A 19090-nucleotide genomic window follows, 5' to 3' on the forward strand; every position below is an offset into this window, starting at 1 on the left:
ACCACCGGCTCACACCCGCACGCACGCGCACCCTCGCGATCCAGCTCCGCCCCCTGCCGGGCTCACCCACCGCAGACCTGGAGATCCTGCCGCCCAAGCCCATGCAACCCCGCACCGCCCGCTGGTGGCGCAATCACTCAACCCTCACCATTCCACCCCTCGACCATTGACCCGCCCAGGAGTACCCACAGGAGCCATACCGACCACATGAGCCATACCGACCTGCGCGATCTCACTCCCGGAGTCACCTTCCACATCCACGGGCACAACACCATCACCATCAGCGTGGACAAACGCGGTGGCGGCACCATCATCGAGGCCCGCTTCTGCGACGACGACTCGTGCCCGTACTGCGACTTCGATCTCTCCGCCCACCTACGCGGGGAGATCGCATGGAACAACTGATGGACCCGCCAGATCTCCTCGGCGGCTACTTCCAGATCCACTTCAACCTCCGCACGCACCTGTGGAGCGTGACCGCGCTCACCGGCCCGCACAAGGGCCACGTCATCGCCCACCTGGACGACGTGACTGTCACCCGCGCCAAGCTCATCGTCTCCGAGGCCGGGCACCGCCGGGTCAAGAGGATCGGACAGCGCACCGTCCACGCCTGGGTACGCGGTCACGTCCAGGCGGTGAACTCCTCACCGTCGCTGCGCGGCCTGACCTGCATCTCCTACAACCCACGCCCCAAGGAGCCGGACGTCTTCGACCCCTACTTCCGGGTCCGGGACCAGAGAGGTCAGCCCGGCCAGGTGGTGACCGAGTGCGACTGGCTGCTGCTGGCCAAACCGTCCGCCGAGGCCCAGAAGGGCTACGGCTGGATGCGGCCACCGAATCCAGAGCCCTCGCACGCGGTGATCTGGTGACCGCGCATTCCGCCGCTCCCTTTCCCCTCTGCCCCGATTCACCGGCGAACTGTGCGAGCCGCCCGATCAGGTGGAAGCGCAGCGTGCCACCGAACACGAAGAAGCGGGCGGTCCAGTACAACGAGACCCAAAAACATCGGCCCCACCACCTATCGCGTCGGCGGCGGAGCGGGCCGCTGGTTCGTTATGCGCTTCACCCTCGGATCCGGCCTCATCACCTCCGAAACTCCGCGTGATCACGCTTCTCGTGCCGAAGGCAGACGCTGCCTCCGCGCGCTGGGTCCTCAGATGTCCTTGAAGGTCGCGGTGATCCCCAATTCCTCCAGCCGCTGGCGGAGCTGACCGGCTGCCTCTGCCTGCAGCACCATCTGGATCGTGCCCTGCAGATAGCTAATCTGCCGTTCGTCCAGCGACATGTAGAAGGCCCGGAACAGTGCGGCGAACTTATCGGTGGCATCACCGCTGGCGAGCAGGTTGCTGGTGAAGGAGAAGGCGACCTGCTGATCCTTGGCGGCTGGCTCCGGGGCATCGCCACCGTCACCGGGCTCGGAGGAGCCGCTGGTCCCGGATTCTCCAGATCCACCCGGGGAACTCGACCCCGAAGTTTCGCCGTCTCCTGGATCGCCTTCGGCTGTGCAATTGCCCTCGTGGGCCGGCTGGCCGCACTCTGAGCACACCTTCGGTTGGGGCTTGGCCAATCTCAGGCCAGTGCTTGAGAGATTGACCTGGCCCGGAGCGGTCACCGCGACCTCGGCACCGGCCCCGTCCACGATACTCACCAGCCCGCCGCTGACGGCATCGTAGATCGCCTGCTGAAGGTCCCGGTCGCCGCTGTACAGCAGCGGCAGCCGAGGGGCGCTGTAGAACGCGGCCCGTATGTCGGAGAGGGTCTTCCCATAGTCCTGGTCACGGAGGTTGTGCAGCAGAGCCCTGGCGCCGAACTGTCCAGCGTCGAAGACCTTGTCCCGGTCCGCGAGCCCCTTCCAGACGCTGGTGCCGTCGAGTGCGGTGAGGTTCTCCTCGTCGAACGTCAACTGATCCAGGTACCGTTCCCCGTTCGGGTCCGGCTGAGCGAGAAAGACGACATGCTGGTAGGCCCTTTTAACGGACTTCTCCAGTTGCTGCTTCGCGTCACTGAGTTCCTTGGTGCCGACAGCCTTGAGTTCGTCGTCGTTCTGGATTTCCGGCGCGGCCAGGGCCCGCTGTCGCGCCAGGTACTCGACCGCCATCCCGCGAGCCAGGCTGCGTCGCTGAGTGTTCACCACAGCGAATACCGCGCTGCTGGCCCACTGCACAGGGAGTTGCTGGGCACCCTGGCCGAGCCCCATCGCGACGGTCAGCGCCTCGATGGTCGTCTGCTCCATGCCGTTGCGCAGACTGAACTGGGCGGGGTCGAGGACAAACAGTCGAGTGGTGTAAGCGGTGTCCAGGCCACCGGTGGCCAGAACGTCGGCCGCAGGACGTGAGAGGTCAGCGGGAATGAACTTGTGGTCGCGAAACGGGCCGCTGCTGGCGATCTTCTTAGCGAATTCAGTGATGACTTCGTCCCGCTCAGCCGGGGTGATGGTGCGCCGGATGTTGCTGACCAGCATCCGGTGGGTCAAGCGGGTGGACAGGAAATACCGGGCTGGCTTGTTGTTACCCTGGCCAGGCACGATGTCGAGCGCGCTCATGCCCCGATCGGGATGGACCAGGCCATCAACCACGATGTCGGCGTCGGTGATCGTGTAGCGCACGTCGGGGACGCTGGTAGCCGCCTTGACCTCAGGCGCGCTGGCGCCGCGCCCGCGACCGGGCCGCAAGGTGCCGACGATGCTGGCCAGGAAAACGAACGTGGCCGCACGCTCGGCCGCGCTCGGGTTGGCGTCGCTCCACTGGAATGGGTCGCGCCCAAGGTCCTGCTTACGGGCAGTACCAGCCGTGCCGTCGTGGTTGACGATCTCGATCTCGGCCAAACTCCGGTAATTCGCGATCGTACGATCGTCCTCGACCAGGCCGCTGCCGAGCAACGCTTCTCGGACCGTACTGTCCGACAGCGGTAGGTCACCAGGGCCGATGAGCACAGGTACCCACCCACCCGCCTTGCCCCGCTGTTGCAGGGCGTACACCGTGGCGGCGAAGATGCGGATGGTTGAGCGGACCCGCTGAAACCCGGTGACCTTGCTCCATTCTTCCTTGGCGAGGTTGATGAGCATGGGATGGAAGGGATAGCTGGCGGTGACCTCGGCCTTCCACTGGTGCCGCCAGTCAGCTCCGATGGCATCCCAGACGTTCTTGGCCCATGCCTTCTCCCCGTGAATGGGCTCGAAAAGCGCGGCCGTAGCCGCGACCACCTCGGCGGCGGGCTCAGCGTCGAAGAGCCGTCGCCGCAGGATGTCGGAGAAGTCGCCCACTTCGGTGACGGTGGCAGGAAAGCCATTACGTTCGAGCAGGGTGTTGAGATCGTCGCGACGGTCCCTACCGGCCTCAGACAGGGCGGACTTGTCGGCGTCAGAGGCGATCATCACGACGAGCATCGCGACGTACGGCACATCGTTGACAACGTCGAGTAGCGCGCGCAAGAAGGCCATGTCCTGGGCAGCCAGCTCGGGCCTGTTCGCGCCATCAAGCCCGTTGCCGACGTAATCGAGCACCTCGTCGACAATGATCAACACCGGCCGATTCACGACATGGATGGCCTCGGCGATCTTGTGTTTGTCGTTCCAGAACGGCAGGTAGCGCTCATAGAGCGAGTAGTCCTTGGAGAACAGCCGCCACAGGAAACGCTCGTAGAGGCTGGTCGCCGGCCCGTCAATCTCCTGCACCCCTGCGCCCGGGGTCATGTTGTCGCACGGCAGGACGACAACGTGCGGACGTCCGAGATCGCTGAGCAGCTCCCGCCCCATCTTGGCGCGCGCTCGATCGGCGACCTGCTGACCGAGCTCGGTGCCGAACAAGGTCTCAGGATGGGCGGCCAGATGGTAGGCGCCGATGCAGGCGTGCGACTTACCGCCACCCATGCCCTGGTCGAGCCGAGTGACTGCCCGTGCCTTCAGATAGTCGGCGCCGCCACCGACGCGGACGGCGATCTCAGCGAGCAGGTCGATGAGCCGCTCCGTGGGGTGGGTGATCTCCCCGTAGTACCCGGCATCAGCGTACGGCGGCCGATCCGCCCCCTTGCCGTGCACGGCACGGAACAGCGACATCTGCACGTCGTCGATCTGCCCGGACGCACTGAGGATCTCCTGGCGAAGCTTCAGGGCCTTCCACCAAGGCGTCACATTCGCCGTCACGGTAATTCTCCTAGTGTGTAAGACACGGATACGCGGTGGCTGCTCATCGTCGTCAGATCAACCTCAGCTGAGCGCCGTCAGCCTCTTGACGGAGGGCGTCCTCTCGGCTGCTCGCCGCGATCGACTCGGCCGCGTTGCTAATCCCTGTCCTGGTCCGCAGTACGCGGGTAAGCGCGACGGAATCCGGGTCGTTGGCGGGAAGTCGATCGGCAAGGAATTGGACAGCCGACCACAGATGGGTGTCGTCCCCCGTGCGCCCCGAGGCCACCAGTACCTGACCCATAGCCTGCAGCCCCTCCTCCGACGCGGCGGCGAGCGCCAAGGCTACGTCGATGACGGCCGAGTCGCTATTGATCTTACCAACATGATCACGAGACGTAATGAAACAGACGCCTTTACCGACATCGGTCACCAGGTCACGGACCGCCGTCAGATCGAGAGAAGAGGCGAGGGCCTGCCAGCGCAGCTCGGACTTCGCTTGGGCCTGACGGCCGTAGAGTCGGACCCACCACAGCGCGAATCTGGTTCGGGTGTCAAAGGCATTCAATGGCTCGTGGTTGATCTCGACAGCCATGGCCTCCTGGACCGCCGCACGCGCCAGCGGCAGGAACGTGGAGATGTCGACGGGCTCACCCTTGGCATCGAGAACCTCGCTGTAGCGGCCGACCGCTTCCATGGCGGGCCCCGCCGCTGCCATCAACATGTCCGCGGGCGCAAGGCCCCACCGCTCCCAGTCGAGGTAGCGCTTCTTGATCTCCGACTTGATCTCGGCTTCGACGACACCCTTTCTGCCCACGGGGCGTCCGGAAGGTCCAGGGCGGCACGCCATCGTCAGGGTCGTGACGATGTTGGTGAAGCCGACCTTGCCGCCCGCCTCGGTCTTGGCCGGCCACGCGCCCGTGAGGACGAGCCCGGCGTCGTGGATCGCGGTGAGTAGCCGTTGCCAGACCTCTGGTTCCCCGTGGCCGAACACAATGGTGACGACGCCATCGTGTGCGACGACGCGCTGCGCCTCCCCAAACGCCTTGGTAATCAACGTGTCGTAGTGCTGGCGGTCGCGGTGGTCGTTGTTGCTCGTCCCGCCCTTCTTGACGATGATCTCTTCTCGCTTCTCCTGCACACCGAATTCATGTGCGGTCATGCCCAACTCTGGCCAGGAGTCGGCGAGAGCTCGTTTGATCCAGACGTAGAACAGATCGCTCGCGTCGCTGTAGTCGATCATCGCGTCGTAAGGGGGGTCCGTGATGACAGCAGTGATGCTGCGGTCCCGGAAGGGGAGACTGATCGCCGAGCCGCGCGTTACCTCGCAGGGGACGGCACTGCGAAGCGGCATGGTCGTCTCAAGCGCCTTGAGAGTGCCATCAGCCACAGATGCCCAGCTTCCCGGACCGTCGGCCAGACCGACCTCAAAGTAGTCGAACGAGAAGTTGAGGCTCGACTCGGTGGCGAATAGGTCATTGACCTTGTTGAGTTTTGGATCGAGGGTGCAGCCGCGGGTAGCGCGTCGGATCTTCCTCGCCAGTACTGCGGCGGCGTAGCCGGTAAGGGCCCGAACGTAGTGGTCGCTGTTACCGTTCTTGGCCAGTTCCGCGCCAATATCGCGGATGCACCGTGCCAGCGTGATGAACGACAACGTCTGGCGGGCGTTCATCATGTCGCCATAGGTGCGGGCGCCATAGACGGTCGCCTGCACGGTCCAGGTATTGCCATCGGGAATACGCTCGTCGGGTGCAGCGGCGAGGAACGGCCCGAATCTTGGTTGTTCGCCCAGGGTGACCGTGGCGGCTTCGATGGCGTCGAGTTCTTCCCGCTCCAGGGGGCGGTAGGACTTGCCAAGATCTGGGTCGATGTCAGCGGCGAGCAGCGGCGCGTCCCTCCCCAGGCCCTTCTCGAAGATGCGCATCTGCACCTGACGGTCGTGCGTGTGCGTACAGAAAGGACACACGGCCAGGCGGCCGTTGCTGTCGTACTTGCTCTTACCGGGTGGAACCTGCCGTGTGGGTGCCCGTCTCGGGGGGCCTTCGTGGACAATAACGGACCAGGTGCCGCTGTCGGTGTCGGTGTCGATGTAGTACGACTGCCCAGGATCGTGGAAGGTTTCTTTCGTGGTGCGGCTCTTGCGCTTGCTCGCCTTGCGCAAATCGAGTTGGCCGATGAGGGGAAAGTACCGCGAGCACTCCTGGCAGGGAATAGTGATCGCCCAGAGATACCCCCAAGGGTCCCGACCCGCGACCTGTGGGTAATACTCCTTCAGCGCGTCGCGGTGGCGTGTGTCGATCTCGCTGAGCACCGCTGCAACATCCTGCACGAGCCGTGGCCGGGTCTCTATGAGGGTTGTGCCCTCCTCCTGGTAGGGGATGGCAGGTTCGTCGTCCCAGGGCCGGCACGGATAGTCCGTGAGCAGCCGAGAGGCCAGAACAGCAACCGGGCTGTAGTCCAGTGCGTGACCCCTGATGCCCAGCCTTGCGGCTTCCAGCGGAATCATCCCACGGCCGCTGAAAGGATCGAGCGTACTGGCACCGTCACCCTGACTGCAGATGACCTCATGCCGGATCTCCTCAGCTTTCGCGTAGCGGCCCTTCATTGCGTCGCGGACCAATTGCTGGAGTCGTTGCTGTTCAGCAGGGTCGTCGGGCCAGGGCAGCAGAGAGCAGATTGTCGCTGCCTTGGCTTGGGCGGAGGGCCGCTTGGCGAACCACGTCATCACACCGACTTCGGCGTTACCACTGCCCCATCCCGATCGGCTGTTGGCGCTGACCTCCGCGCAAGGGAACCATCGTTCGATCATCCTGGTCATACGTTGCTCCCCGGTGCGTTCTTGAGGCTGCTGCCGGGAACGCGGAAGATCGCGCTCCCGACCATGTCGTCGGCGAAGAGGGTCGCGGGGTCCTGGTAGGCGCCGAAGAAGCGGCCCTTGCCGTCGGCGCACTGGTCGATGACGTAGAGCCAATACTCCTTGCGGTGCTGGGTCGCGATGAGAACTTCGTTGCCGGTCATTCGGATGCCCTCGCTGGCCGCGCTGCCCAGTACCCCCTTGACCTCGATGTGACGGACCTGGCTGTTACGACGGGCTTCCAGGTCGTAGCCACGGCTTTCGGTGTGGACGTCCTCGACTACCCAGCCGTCGTTGACGAGCAACTGCTGGACGTGCCGCATGGAGACCAGCTCGGCGTCGATCTCGGCCTTGACGCTGACATCCGCTGCGGCTAGGACACGGATCCGCCCGACGAGCTTCGGCTCGGTGAGGTGCACGTCCGCGAGCCGTTCGAGTTCTTCGAGCCGCTGCGCGGTCTGGGCCTGGAGCTGCCGCCGCAGCTCCAGGCGGGTGTCACGGTCGTCGATCGTCTCGGTCAAGCTCAACGGCAGGTTCGTCAGATCCCTGCGCGCCTGGGAGAACCAGTCGGAGCGGACCTTCCGGTGCTCAGCAATGGTCTCCGCCGCCACGATGTTGGCCGCCGCGTCCGCGCTGTTCTCGCGCGCTGGATGTGGTGCGGTGCCGTGCTGGTTGGTGGCCACGAGGTTGGCCAGGGCCTCCCACCGAACTGGCCGCGCATTGCCACTGTCGTCGACCTTGATCAGGGTCGCCCACACACTGGCCCGCTTGCCGTCGTTCTCTGTCAGAGTCGCCTCGTAGGCATAGAGGTCGTAGGGGGTGAGGCTGGTCGGGTCGGCCGCCGCTCCGGACTGATAGAGATCTTCGGCCAAACGCTGTGCGGCCAGGTCGATCAAGTCCGGAAACCCGGGCTCTCCGGGCCCGAGCGTGATGGTGTCGCCGATGTCGATGCTTCCCTCGGCCTCGCGCACCGCGTCCCCACTGGTGGCGATGTGGACCTCACTGCCGCCCCCTAGGCTAGGAGGGAACGTGGCACCGCCGGCGAGGGACAGCCGCCGGAACCCGACTCCCGCAGCGGTCGGCGCCGATCGCAGGACCCCTGCTGCCATGAGCCGGTCGAGGTATGCCTCGACGATGGCAGGGTTGATCCGCGCGAACAGGTCGCGCTGCAGCAACGTCAGCGCGGCTACCGCATCAACCTGACTGGCCAGACGCCGTTCGTTGTCTCGGACCTGCCGAGCCACCCGAGCGAGCTCTTGAGCCCGTACGGCGCGGCCGGCGTCGATCGCCTGCTGCTTCTTGAGCTCATCGTCGCCGTACAAGTCAGAGAGCCACTTGTCGTAGTCGACGCCCGTGAGCTCGGCCACTGCCGACAGGCTGTCGAACATCTGGCCGCGAAGCTCGTTCGCCGCCGTGACGAAGTTATCCAGCAGCCGCAGGAGCGTCTCACCCTCACGGGTGTCGGTGGCGACCAGGTTGTACAGGAAGACGTCGCGCTGCTGACCGACACGGTGGATGCGGCCCATCCGTTGTTCGAGGCGGACCAGGGACCACGGGATGTCGTAATTGACCAGGACATGCGCGGCCTGCAGGTCGATGCCCTCGTTACCGGCGTCGGTGGTGATGATGATCTGAAACTCGCCGCGCATGAACGCCTTGCGGGCCTCGTCGCGTTCCGGCTTGCTCTGCCGACCCGAATACAGCCGGGCGCTATAGCCCTCGGCGCCGAGCCGTTCGGCGATCCATGCGGCAGAGTCCGCGTACTCGGTGAAGATGACTGCCTGCTCGCCGTTCCCAGGATGAATCCCGTGCTTGGCCAGGCAGTCGTCTCTGAGCCGGTTCCATTTCGAAGGCCGCCAGCGGGGATCCCTGATCGTGGCATCGATCTGTTCCGCAAGGCTCTTGATCGTGGCTCGTTCGGCCCTGGCGGAGGTCGAGCTCGCGTTGACGACCTTCGCCTCCTCGACCTCGGCTTCGTCACCGGGATCCGCGCTCTCGGCGATGAGCGCGGCCTCGGCTTCGCTCATCGCTCCCATGTGGTCGTAGCGCCTGCGCAGGGTCTCGGCGAGGGCATGCAGGCTGGAGGCCGCGCGCTTGCCATACACCATGCGGGCCAGCCGCTGCGCGGTCGGCGGAAAGAACTGGTCGACCATGTCCAGGGCGGCCTGGTAGTAGCTGTACTCGATCTGCGACAGCGGCACGTTGTGGTTCTGGGCCGTGCGGCCCTTGAACAACCTCGTCTTGCCGTCGTAGTCGACCAGGTCCTCCTTCATTCGCCGAAGGAAATGGATCGGGCCGGGCCGCAGGGCGCTGAGCTCGACATTGGGGTCACTGCCTGGATCCGGGTAGATTGTCGGGTCGACGAGGTGTAGCAGATGCCGAAAGAGCCATTCCTTACCCCGGTGAGGAGTCGCGGTCATCAGAACCGCCCGAGGCGTGTTCTTGGCTAGCAGTCGCCCGACCTGGTGGAATCCGGCCGCGGTCGGGGTCAGCCGGTGCGCTTCGTCGAAGACCACCAGATCCCATCCAGCCTTGTCCGGCCGGATGGCGTCTTGGACCGCTGGGTTGACTGCCGCCAGCTCCAGCGACACCACCCACAGGTCGTTGGAGTTCAATGCGTCCTCACGCACGGTGGCCGATGTGAGCTGACGTAGCCCGCCGCCCAGTAGGCGTTGGAAGTCATCCACCCACTTTGTGGCGAGATTCGCCGGGCACACGATGATTGCGCGTTTGACCAGCCCCAGACGCTGCATCTCCCGGATGTACAGGCCTGCCATGATCGTCTTACCGGTGCCTGGCTCATCAGCCAGCAGAAACCGCAGCAGCGGCTGCGGCAGCATCGCACCGTAAACGGCGGTCGTCTGGTGCGCGTATGGCTTCAACGGCGTCGACGCCATCGCGCTGGACTCGGCGTTGGTGGCCGCCGCGTCCATCCACCGGGTCCACATCGCCGCCAGCACCTGGGCGGAATCGGCCCGTCCGTCGCTGACTAGTGGCCGGACGGTGACTACGTCACCAGCCGCGAGATTTACCTCGTGTCGGCGATCCTCGTCATCAACCAGAATGAGGTCCCACGATCCAGGCTTGTCCCCCGCGAGCGCGAACCGGATCGTCGCGAACTCGGGCACTCCGTCCTTCTGAACCCGGACCCGCTGTCCCCGCTCAAACACCACTTCTCCGTCAGGTTGCATGCTCATACGCGCGTCTCGCAGCTGTTCCATAGGGCCAGCATGGGGTCGAGTACCAGCACGGCCTTGATCATGTCGACCTCGTGCCGACGACCAACCGTCCACTCAGGCGAAACCGCCCGTCGACCTCAAACGAGGTCATGGTTTCCGACATCGCCGACTCCAAGAAATCGCTGCAAGACTCCGCATGGAGGTACGCCAGAAGGGTACTCGTGCGGTACGCCAACGGCGTTGTATGTCCCGCATCTCGACGACGCGCGAAAGCTGGCTCTGGCACTGATTCCGCAGCAAGGCGACCACCAACCAGCGCAGCGGCGGCCAGTGGACACCCGCACCCGGAGCCTGAGAACCACGCTCGTGACCAATGAGGTCGGTCGTCACGTTGCGGTGGCTGATCACGAGGGTTGCAGTATCTGTCTGTGGGATCGCCCCGGGGTTCTGATGTGGGCGTTTCCGCCTGTGCTGGTGGGTCTGTCTGCTCCCTGATCCCGGCTTTGCAGTCTGCGCCGCACTGGCCGTAGCCGCAACCGGGCTTTCGCTGCGCTCACCCCCTGCCAGCCAGAGATCTTTTCCTCCTTCGTCGGAAAACATCTTCGCGGCCGGGGACCGCTCGGTTGCGGCCCGGCGGGCGTGCGTCGCGGGCGCCTGCTTGCCGGGAAGGGGCAGACGACCCCAGACCGCCAGTACGGCGGCCGACCCCCCCGGCAGGAACCGGGAGGATCCCCATGAACAGCCAGATCTCCGCACACATCGTCGGCCACCTCATCGCCGCGCCCCGCACGTTCTCCCTGCGCGAGGGAGTCGGCTGCGACCTACGGGTCCTGGTCACCCGCCGCTTCTACAACTCCTTCGGCATCCCCACCACGGCCGAGACCCGCGTCAAGGTCGTCACCTACGACACGGTGATGGCCGAGCGCCTGATCCGGGACTACCAGATGGGCGCCTTCGTCGAGATCATCGCCGACAACGTCCGGGTCGAGAAGCCCTGGCAGAACAAGCAGCGCGAGTGGGTCTCCGGCAGCGCCGTCTTCACCCTGGAGAAGATCCGCCACGTCACGGTCCAGACTCCCGAGAGCAGCGAAGTCCTCGCCGGTGTGAGCGTCGCGTCCTGACCAGCCGTCGCCCCGGGCGGCCGCAGCCGCCCGGGGCGGGCAGTCCCCGATCTCTTCGGCCCGGCCTGTATCAGGCAGCGGGCCTTTCTCTTACCGCTGTGGCTCTGTCCGTGGCGCCTTTCGTGTCTGGAAGGACATCGCTGTGAACCTGCCCGACAAGCTCGTCATCACCTGCCCGCCCGACGCCGTCGCCGTCATTCCCTACCTACTCGGATTCCACCCCCATGACTCCTTGGTCATCCTGGGCGCCAGCGCCGAACGCAGCTTCGCATTCCGCCTGGATCTGGTGGGCCGCGAGCGCTACAGCGACCTGCTGATGCAGCTGTTCGGTCTCATGATCCGCAACGACGCCGATACGGCGATCCTCCTCGGCTACGGGCCAGAGGAGACAGTAGGTCCGCTACTCACCGAGGTTCAGGACGCGCTGAAGGACATCGTCACCGTCAATGAGGTCCTGCGCGTAGACGGGGGCCGGTGGTGGTCCCTGATGTGCACTGACCAGGAGTGCTGCCCTCCGGAGGGGACGCCCTACGACAGCGCGAGCTCCCACCTCGCCGCCCAGGCCACCTTCGCCGGGCTTGTCGCCTACGGCAGCCGCGAGGAGATGGCGGCGATGGTGACACCGGTCGACGGCGAGGACAGGGCGTGGATGGTGGCCGAGACCGAGCGCGCTGAGCAGGACTTGCTGGACGACGCGCCGTCCTCGTCGCTTCTGGTGGAGATGGGGCTGCCGCTGGTCCGCTCGCTCACCGGTCAGGACCGCAGGCTCTCCGACCATGAGGTGGCACGACTGTCGATCGTCCTCACCCACCTTCGGGTCCGCGATGAGGCATGGATGCGGATCCCCAGCCTGGACCCGCAGCAACAGCTGCGGTTGTGGCTGGACGTCACCCGCCGTGCGGTAGGTGAGTACGCCGCCGCACCGGCGGCGCTGCTGGCCTTCCTCGCCTACATCAACGGGGACGGGACTCTGGCCAGGATCGCGCTCGACCGGTGCCGTCAGGTCACGCCGTTCTACTCGATGGCCGAGTTGATCGGGGACTGCCTGAGGCTCGGCATCCCGCCGGAGGCCGTGCGCGACAAGATCCGCGACACCCACAGGAGTCTCCCCGAGGTGTGGGGAGAGTCCGCAGAGTACGTCTGAGGGGCCCGCGCCGGGGTGGCGATGTTCTCCCGCTGCCCCGGCCGCCTGCCGGGGGCAGCGGATCGCCAGCCGGTTCGCCACCGTCACCGCAACCTCCTTCGCCTACGGCACTCGCGAGCAACACCAGCAATGGACGCCGCCCACGACAGCGATAGCCGGGGCTCGCTGGTCGCATCGAGCGACGGGGATGCCACCTCGGTGGCAAGTGGGCGCGATCTTTCAGCTGGTCTTCGACGACGACCTGCTCACGCTTGAGACATCGGTCAACCGGTAGCCCCTCACGCAGGTCTCACCCTCGGCCAAGCCAGCGCCCGACAACGGGGGAAATGCCGGGGGAGCCGCCCTGATCACTGGTCGGGTTGGCCTGAGCCGGTGAGCCATGTCAGCAGGTCGTGGATAGCATGGCGTTCGGCCTGGCGTCCTTTGATGGCAACCCCGGCAGATCGGAAATCCGCGCCCCAGGATTCGGCGTGGAGATCGATCCCTACCAGGGCACAGTGGCCGGCAGCCATATGTCCGCCGTCCTGCGCGCGGGAGAGAATCGAGGGCTCGATGGTGTCCATCAGATACTCGTACGAGCAGGGCTACCGCGGCCGGATCGTCTGGCGCAAGCGTAAGGGACATCTGTTCACAAGCCTGAACAACAAACCACTCGGCTTCCTTGACGCAGCAGGCCACAGATGAGGACGAATCATTCTGAGTGCCACCATTCAACGACCTGTTCTGAGTAAGGCACGTTACGAAGGCGCAGCTGGCGCGCCGGGCCGGTGGCCTGATCTCGAGGTCAGGAGCTCAGCACCCGCGAGGCGATGGCCACCCGGCAGACCGCCGCCAGCTGCACCTCCGCGGTGCTGTGCCCGCACACCACCGGGACGGCGCCGGGCTCGAACATCGCCTGCATGCACCCGTTAGCACGCCCCAGCAGATATCCGTACCCGTGCCGGCCGCCGGGCCGGTAGCGGATCTCCCTCAACCGCCGGGCGATGTCGTCGGCCGCGGCGGCCAGGTGCTGCTCCAGTTCGGCGTTGTGCTCGGCCTCAGCCAGCACCCGGCGCCCGTACCGGGCGTAGATATCGGCCAGCGTCCAGCCATCCAGGTCCTGCGTCCTGGAGACCAGCTGCCGGCGACGAAGACCGTCGACCCACTCGCGTATCACGACACTCAGGACGCCCGTTCCATCGCGGACGTTGTCACCGATTGGTCGGGCCTCCGAAATTGGAGGGTGGGCGCAAAACTAGCGCTAGCGCTCTCCGTGATGTCGTGCCTGAGAGTGAGCAGGGTTCGATGCTGGTTCGGGATAGTCGCCCCTGGAGGGGCGGTCGGTGGCAGGCCCAGGAACATTCGATTAGCCAGGCTCTCGCCGGACGGTGATTGGGTGCGGGTTCGGGGCTTTCGCAGCTATCGTGGCTGGCCGTGACAGCCTCTGGATCAACGCCGATCCCCGTCCACGTGGCGCTCCCTCACCCATCAGCGTCAAAGCCGACGTGGCGGCCGCGCGACCGTGGCGACGCCGAGACATTTGTCGATTCACGGATCGATTGGGCCAAGCATGGGCTTGAGCCTCGCTGGCTCGACGAGGAGAGCAGTGACTGTGCCGCCGCGCTCGACCCGATCAACTTGCACAGCTACGGAGCCGACGAACTGCAGCGGTTCCTCGACGGCGCCCACAACCGCGGCGAGATCGCTCTGATCATCGCCACGATGGGCCGCGCGGACGACAACTCGCCCCGATCGGTCATGTCCAGGTACGACGCAGGGGTCTACACGACCCCGCCTTTTTATAAGACCCACGTCGGCGGTCGCAGGTTGCCTACCGGCACCAAGCCGAGACTGGCGGACGAGGTGCCCCATCCGGAGCGCGATCTGGGTCTGCGGCTGTTGACCAGGCCGGCGGATGCTCCATGGTGGGCGATGGAGTTGGCTGGCTCCTTCGAGTACCCGGGTACCGGCGGTCCTCCGGTTGCCTATGAGCCGGCGGGCACGTTGGTGCCGATCCTGGTCGACGGTCTGGGCGCACCCGTGGCCGCGGTGTGGATCTCACCGGAGGCCGACCAGCGTATCTATCTCATACCCGACGACACCGACGGCAACGTGGTGCTGGACTGGCTCGTCGCGCAGGCCCTGCCGGAGTACGTCCCTGGCGCGCTGCGGCGCGCGAGGTCGCCGTACTTCGTCGACCCGGCCCTGCAGACCGCCGCCGAGACGGCCGCGCGCCTGGCGCTCGCGAACCTGGAGGCCGACTACGCGGTCGAGCGCGCACGGCGGGAGAGTGAACTGCAGAGGGCGAAGGCCGCGGCCGAGCCGGTCCGCTATGGCCTGCTGTACGGCACCGGCGATGAACTCGAAGACGCCGTCGCCGCGGTGCTGCAGGCGGCGGGCTTTGCCACCGTGAACCTCGATGAGGAGCTCGGCGCCAGCAAGTCCGCCGATCTCCTGGCGACCTACGGGCCCGAGCGGCGGGTGATCGAGGTCAAGTCGGCCGCCGGCAACGCGCCCGAGAAACTCGTCGCAGCGCTGGAGCGGCACCTGGCGACCTGGCCGAGCCTGTGTCCCGACGAGCCCGTCGGTGCAGGCGTTCTGGTGGTGAACCATCAGCACCGAAAGAACCCGCACGACCGTTCCGCCCAGGTGTACGAACGACCCGAGTTCGTCAACTCGCTGAAGGTCGTGGTGCTCAGTAGCCGAGACCTGTTCACCTGGTGGGCCACAGGTGATTGGCCAGCCATCCGGCACGCCGTACTCGGCACGACTCCCGCGACACTACCCCCAGCTGCGACCATGCCCCCACCACCGGACCCGGGGGACCGTACAGCTCCCAGGAAACTGCGCTGGCCCTGGAAACGCGGAGGCCATTGATAGAGCGGCCGCCCTGAGCGCGCCGCCAGACTCGAGTATCGGCTTGATGGGAGAGCCGTTCACAGCACCGCTACGGCACTCGGTCATCGCGACATCGCGCCACACACCGTGGTGACGGCCGATGTGCTCGCGGTGCCGACGACCCGGAACCCAGTGCGGGCATGCAAGGCGAAGCTGGCGGGCAGATGAGCGGTAACGATCGAGGATGTCGTCGACCGCGTCCAGCACCCAGAGTCTCGCTTGTGGGCCGCCAGTGCGGCTGCGGCCCGCGAGGGGCGCTGTTCGGCCTCGCTGTCCTGCTCCTTACCTCCAGAGTCCGCCTTATGCGTCCCTTCCCCGGAAGTCGTGCCACCTCGGTGATCTGTCGCCCGTCGGTCGCAGTCGGCGTCAGACAGTTCGGGCAGCGAGAGGGAACAGCGGCTCATGTTGATGGTGTCGGACACGACCTCGCGGATGTTTTCCGTGCTCGGTTCACCATCGCGATCAACAACCGAAACCGAATCGATTGGCACTTGCCAAGTCTTCGAGACAGGTGCCTCGTCGATGCTGCAAGATGGCAATCAACCGACCGACGCCGAGATGGAGTCTTGCTAATGGCAATCGATAACGGCGCCACGCTCAAGAGCTTGCACCTTGTCGCGCATAACGAGACAGACGACCGGTCCGGCGGCTCACCCAGCGCGGGACCAGGCGCATTGTGGGGACTCGGGCAGATCGCCACATATCTCGGCCGTAGCCGCGAAACCGTCCGGCTGTACTGGCAGGCGACCAAGGCCCGGGCGATCGACCCTGGGGCGGCCACCGCCGGCGACGCGCTGCCCGCCCCCGACTTCCTGCTCCCCGACAACAGCAACGGCATCCACGACTTCTTCAATGTCGGTGGCGATCGGCACGTCAAGGACTGGTGGACCCTCCAGGCTGTGCGGCCGGCCTGGCGGCCCGAGGTGATCGCGGTGTGGGCCTCGACGACCGGCCGTGCCGTCCGGCAGCACGGCGGCTATCGGCTCCCCGTCCCGCACTACCTCACCCTGCCTGCCCTTCCCGCACCGCTGGCCCGCGTCGTCGACCAGGTCCTGGACGTCCCCGCCGGCTACCACACCGACCAAACCCGGGGGCTGCACGTGCGGATCTGGGACGGGCCTCTGTCTCCCGAGTCTGGTCCGCCCGCCCAGGCGGAAAGCGCGCGCCGCACCGTCGTGCTGCTCGCCCCCGCTGGCGAGGCCCCTGGTTTCCCGCACCAGGAGGACGAACTCGCCGGGTTCGTCTTGGACGCGGGCTTGCTCACCATCGCCCAACGCCGCCACGCCCTGTGGTTCCTGCAGACCCCGCACCACTCCACCGCCGACGACGGGCGCATCGTGAACCGGCCGGAGACCTACTACATCAGCTTCGAGATTCTCCTGCACGACGACCCCGCGCAGATCGGGGAACTCTCGCTTCGGCAGCGAGCCGGAGCGAAGATCACCGCCGCGCTGCATCGACTCGACGGCGACAACGTGCGGCGCGTGCACAACCCCATCCGGCTCAACACCACGGTCGCCGACCTGGAACACCTCATCGGCGAACGCCTGGAAATCTATCCGCCCGGCACCCAGACCGCCGACGTCATCGCACGCTGGGCCAGCGGGGAACGTCCCGTCACCCTCGCCTGGGACCCCGTCCGGCTCGGTGACCACCTTACGCACCTGCCCGTCCTGGTCGACGCGCTCGCCGCTGCCCGCGCAGACCTTGAGGCCATCAGCGAGACCGATGGCGGGCGGTCCGAGCTCCTGCAGCGCATCGCGGTGCTGCGCGCTGCCGCCAACTGGGTCGCCGACCTCGCCAAGTCCAAGTGCAGCAGCCATCTGCTGGGACACGGGTACGACGACGACCAGCTGCGCGCCGTCCACCTGGACATCCCGACCCCCACGTCTGCGCAGCTCGCGCTCTTGGACGCCACCCTCGCTGACGACGAACCCGGCACCTACACCTTCACCGTGCTGCTGCGCGACCTGCCCGCCGTCGCCGCGCTCGCCGCGACCCTGCCCCGCACCAAGCCCGGACACCGGCCGACTCCCGACAGCGCGCTCGGTGACGCCTTGGCCGACGCCTTGGGCGTGCTCAGCGACCACTTCCGTCTGCAGATCCCGCACCGCATCGCCGCCCAGCACACGACGCTCCCGGTACGCGTTGACGCCGCCATCCTCCGTCCTGGTAATGGCGACCAGCAGCGGGCCAGCTCCGAGGCCTACCTGCGGACCGTCGCCTGGTGGGGACCCCGGCCCGAGCACCAACTGGCCGCCGACCAGCTCGCCCGGCTGTTCTTCGACCACGAACGCCAACTGGGCATTACCCACGGCTACGACCCCTTCGGACGGCTCGTCGTCCGCTGCCCCGCCGCTGGCGCTTTCGCCGTCGCCTGGCCCACCACAGGCTCTATCGAACTCTCCGACGTCACCGGCCTGAACATCCGCGCCTTCCGACGCTTGTCCGACGGGCGCGTCGATCTCGTGCCGATCAGCGCACGGTGACTCAAGCCTCAACATCACCCTTTACACCGCAGCCCCGCTCGGCGAAGCCGAGCAGCGACACCAGCTCGAACTCACCCTCCAGGTCGGGAGCGGCCATGGTGGCGAGCGTGTCGACCATCTCGGCCACATGGTTTACGCGCCTCCCTGCGCCTTAGGCGGGCAGTGATGCCGTCGGTGGCCAGCATCAGCTGGGTGTAGTAGTCGAAGGCGATGTCGAGTCGGTGAGCCACACGACGCGTCGTTCGTGGTGACGCTCCTCCACGTGGCATGGCGTTAGCACGCTTGGCACGACGGGGTGGTCAGCCCTGGACGCCGTCGGGTTGCACGCCCCACGCAGGCGAGTCACCGCACCCTGCAAACCTGATTACAGAATGGGCGCCGATCGAGACGACGGTCGCTGTTGTCACGCCTTTCTGGCCGGGCGGGGCAGGCGTGTTGCGCTCGTTGACATACACGCGGGCCATACCGACCGCTTCGAGGGGTCGCCGGTTGCGCCGATGATCGCGGCGGCCACTTGGGCAGCGATGTGCGCTGCTTCAGCGGCATCGCCGTCGTCTCCTGAGCCGTCCGCTATGGCGATGCCACGGCCAGGGCGCCGTCGCACACTGAGACGCAATCGGCTTGCGTAATGCGGCCGCCGATGATGCTGCCGTAGTGAGCGACATCCAGCACAAACAGTACGGTCACGGGGGAGCTCCTTCGGTAGGTCGTTGAAGTACGTCGGCGGCGGCGACAGCCTTTATCGTCCAACATGGGACGAGCTCTTAAACAAGCCGGACCCCTGGCAACGAGTGCTACTGGTCGGTGCGGGGCTGGATGGGCAGGCAGGGGTGTCGAGCGCCATGTTGCCGTGGATCGGGCTCCCCCGCAGCGTTCCAGTGCCCAGAGCACAGCAGACCCACCCGCGCCGCGCAACCTGCATTAGGGCCCGCCTCCGAGGCGCGGGTTCTGCGCCGGCTCCGGAGTTCCAAGATCTTTCTCCTTCGTCCGAAACATCTTGGAACTCCTGGCGTGGAAGTTGCGCGACACGGCCGGGCCCGCTGGGGGCCGAGGCCCAGGAACACCACACGGGAGCCCTCGGGCTCCCGCCCCAGGACGGAGCCCGACCGTGAACCAGCCCATCCTTCAGACCTCTGTCACCCAGACCGCCGAGCATCCCGCATGGCTTCCCGCTTCCGAGGACCTGGCCGCTCCTGTGGAGGGGCAGGTGGCCGATCGCGGCGCGGAGGACCCGTGGTATCCGGAGGTGGCGGCGTGGATCGCCGGCGCCGAGGCCGCCGCGCGCGAGCTGCCCGAGGAAGTGGAC

General features: G+C 66.3%; 13 protein-coding genes. 7 read left to right on the top strand and 6 right to left on the bottom strand.

Annotated elements, in window-relative coordinates:
* Positions 1-207 precede the first annotated feature (207 nt).
* Complete coding sequence (locus AB0M95_RS39000; RefSeq protein WP_363776172.1) at positions 208-405, top strand: hypothetical protein; 198 nt, start codon at positions 208-210, stop codon at positions 403-405.
* Positions 393-869 carry a hypothetical protein gene (locus AB0M95_RS39005; RefSeq protein WP_363776175.1) on the top strand — a complete coding sequence of 159 codons (477 nt, stop codon included), beginning with the start codon at positions 393-395 and terminating at the stop codon, positions 867-869. The genes AB0M95_RS39000 and AB0M95_RS39005 overlap by 13 nt, the downstream gene beginning before the upstream one ends.
* A gap of 284 nt (positions 870-1153) precedes the next feature.
* On the opposite strand, the gene AB0M95_RS39010 is transcribed toward AB0M95_RS39005, so the two are convergent.
* Genes AB0M95_RS39010 through AB0M95_RS39020 form a run of 3 tightly spaced genes read right to left on the bottom strand, consistent with a single transcriptional unit; the run spans position 1154 to position 10195 of the window.
* Positions 1154-4141, bottom strand: coding sequence for a DUF499 domain-containing protein (locus AB0M95_RS39010; RefSeq protein WP_363776178.1), 2988 nt, complete (start codon positions 4139-4141; stop codon positions 1154-1156).
* 52 nt (positions 4142-4193) lie between these two features.
* Positions 4194-6938, bottom strand: a complete 2745-nt coding sequence (locus tag AB0M95_RS39015) for a hypothetical protein (RefSeq protein ID WP_363776181.1) — start codon at positions 6936-6938, stop codon at positions 4194-4196.
* Positions 6935-10195: a helicase-related protein gene (locus tag AB0M95_RS39020; protein WP_363776184.1), complete on the bottom strand. Its 3261-nt coding sequence runs from the start codon at positions 10193-10195 to the stop codon at positions 6935-6937. The genes AB0M95_RS39015 and AB0M95_RS39020 overlap by 4 nt, the downstream gene beginning before the upstream one ends.
* 692 nt (positions 10196-10887) lie before the next feature.
* Here AB0M95_RS39020 and AB0M95_RS39025 point away from each other — a divergent pair.
* Positions 10888-11274: a hypothetical protein gene (locus AB0M95_RS39025; protein ID WP_363776187.1), complete on the top strand. Its 387-nt coding sequence runs from the start codon at positions 10888-10890 to the stop codon at positions 11272-11274.
* Positions 11275-11416: 142 nt separating this feature from the next.
* Positions 11417-12418: a DUF4192 domain-containing protein gene (locus tag AB0M95_RS39030; protein ID WP_363776190.1), complete on the top strand. Its 1002-nt coding sequence runs from the start codon at positions 11417-11419 to the stop codon at positions 12416-12418.
* Between the two features lie 347 nt (positions 12419-12765).
* Here AB0M95_RS39030 and AB0M95_RS39035 read toward each other — a convergent pair whose 3' ends face one another.
* Together AB0M95_RS39035 and AB0M95_RS39040 are read right to left on the bottom strand one after the other, a co-directional pair.
* Positions 12766-12981 (bottom strand): hypothetical protein, encoded by a 216-nt coding sequence (locus tag AB0M95_RS39035; RefSeq protein WP_363776193.1) that lies wholly within the window; start codon positions 12979-12981, stop codon positions 12766-12768.
* Between the two features lie 221 nt (positions 12982-13202).
* Positions 13203-13574 (bottom strand): hypothetical protein, encoded by a 372-nt coding sequence (locus tag AB0M95_RS39040; protein WP_363776196.1) that lies wholly within the window; start codon positions 13572-13574, stop codon positions 13203-13205.
* Between the two features lie 461 nt (positions 13575-14035).
* Here AB0M95_RS39040 and AB0M95_RS39045 point away from each other — a divergent pair, with 461 nt between their 5' ends.
* Positions 14036-15274, top strand: a complete 1239-nt coding sequence (locus AB0M95_RS39045; protein ID WP_363776199.1) for a hypothetical protein — start codon at positions 14036-14038, stop codon at positions 15272-15274.
* A gap of 593 nt (positions 15275-15867) precedes the next feature.
* Positions 15868-17784: a hypothetical protein gene (locus AB0M95_RS39050; protein ID WP_363776201.1), complete on the top strand. Its 1917-nt coding sequence runs from the start codon at positions 15868-15870 to the stop codon at positions 17782-17784.
* 1 nt (position 17785) lies between these two features.
* On the opposite strand, the gene AB0M95_RS39055 is transcribed toward AB0M95_RS39050, so the two are convergent.
* Positions 17786-17911: a hypothetical protein gene (locus AB0M95_RS39055; protein WP_363776204.1), complete on the bottom strand. Its 126-nt coding sequence runs from the start codon at positions 17909-17911 to the stop codon at positions 17786-17788.
* A 981-nt stretch (positions 17912-18892) separates the two neighbouring features.
* Between AB0M95_RS39055 and AB0M95_RS39060 the strand changes: the two genes are divergently transcribed.
* Positions 18893-19090: hypothetical protein (locus AB0M95_RS39060; protein ID WP_363776207.1), on the top strand; the 198-nt coding region annotated here is incomplete at its 3' end.

The organism is Sphaerisporangium sp. NPDC051017 (assembly GCF_040683095.1).
In the GTDB taxonomy this organism is placed as follows: Bacteria; Actinomycetota; Actinomycetes; order Streptosporangiales; family Streptosporangiaceae; genus Sphaerisporangium.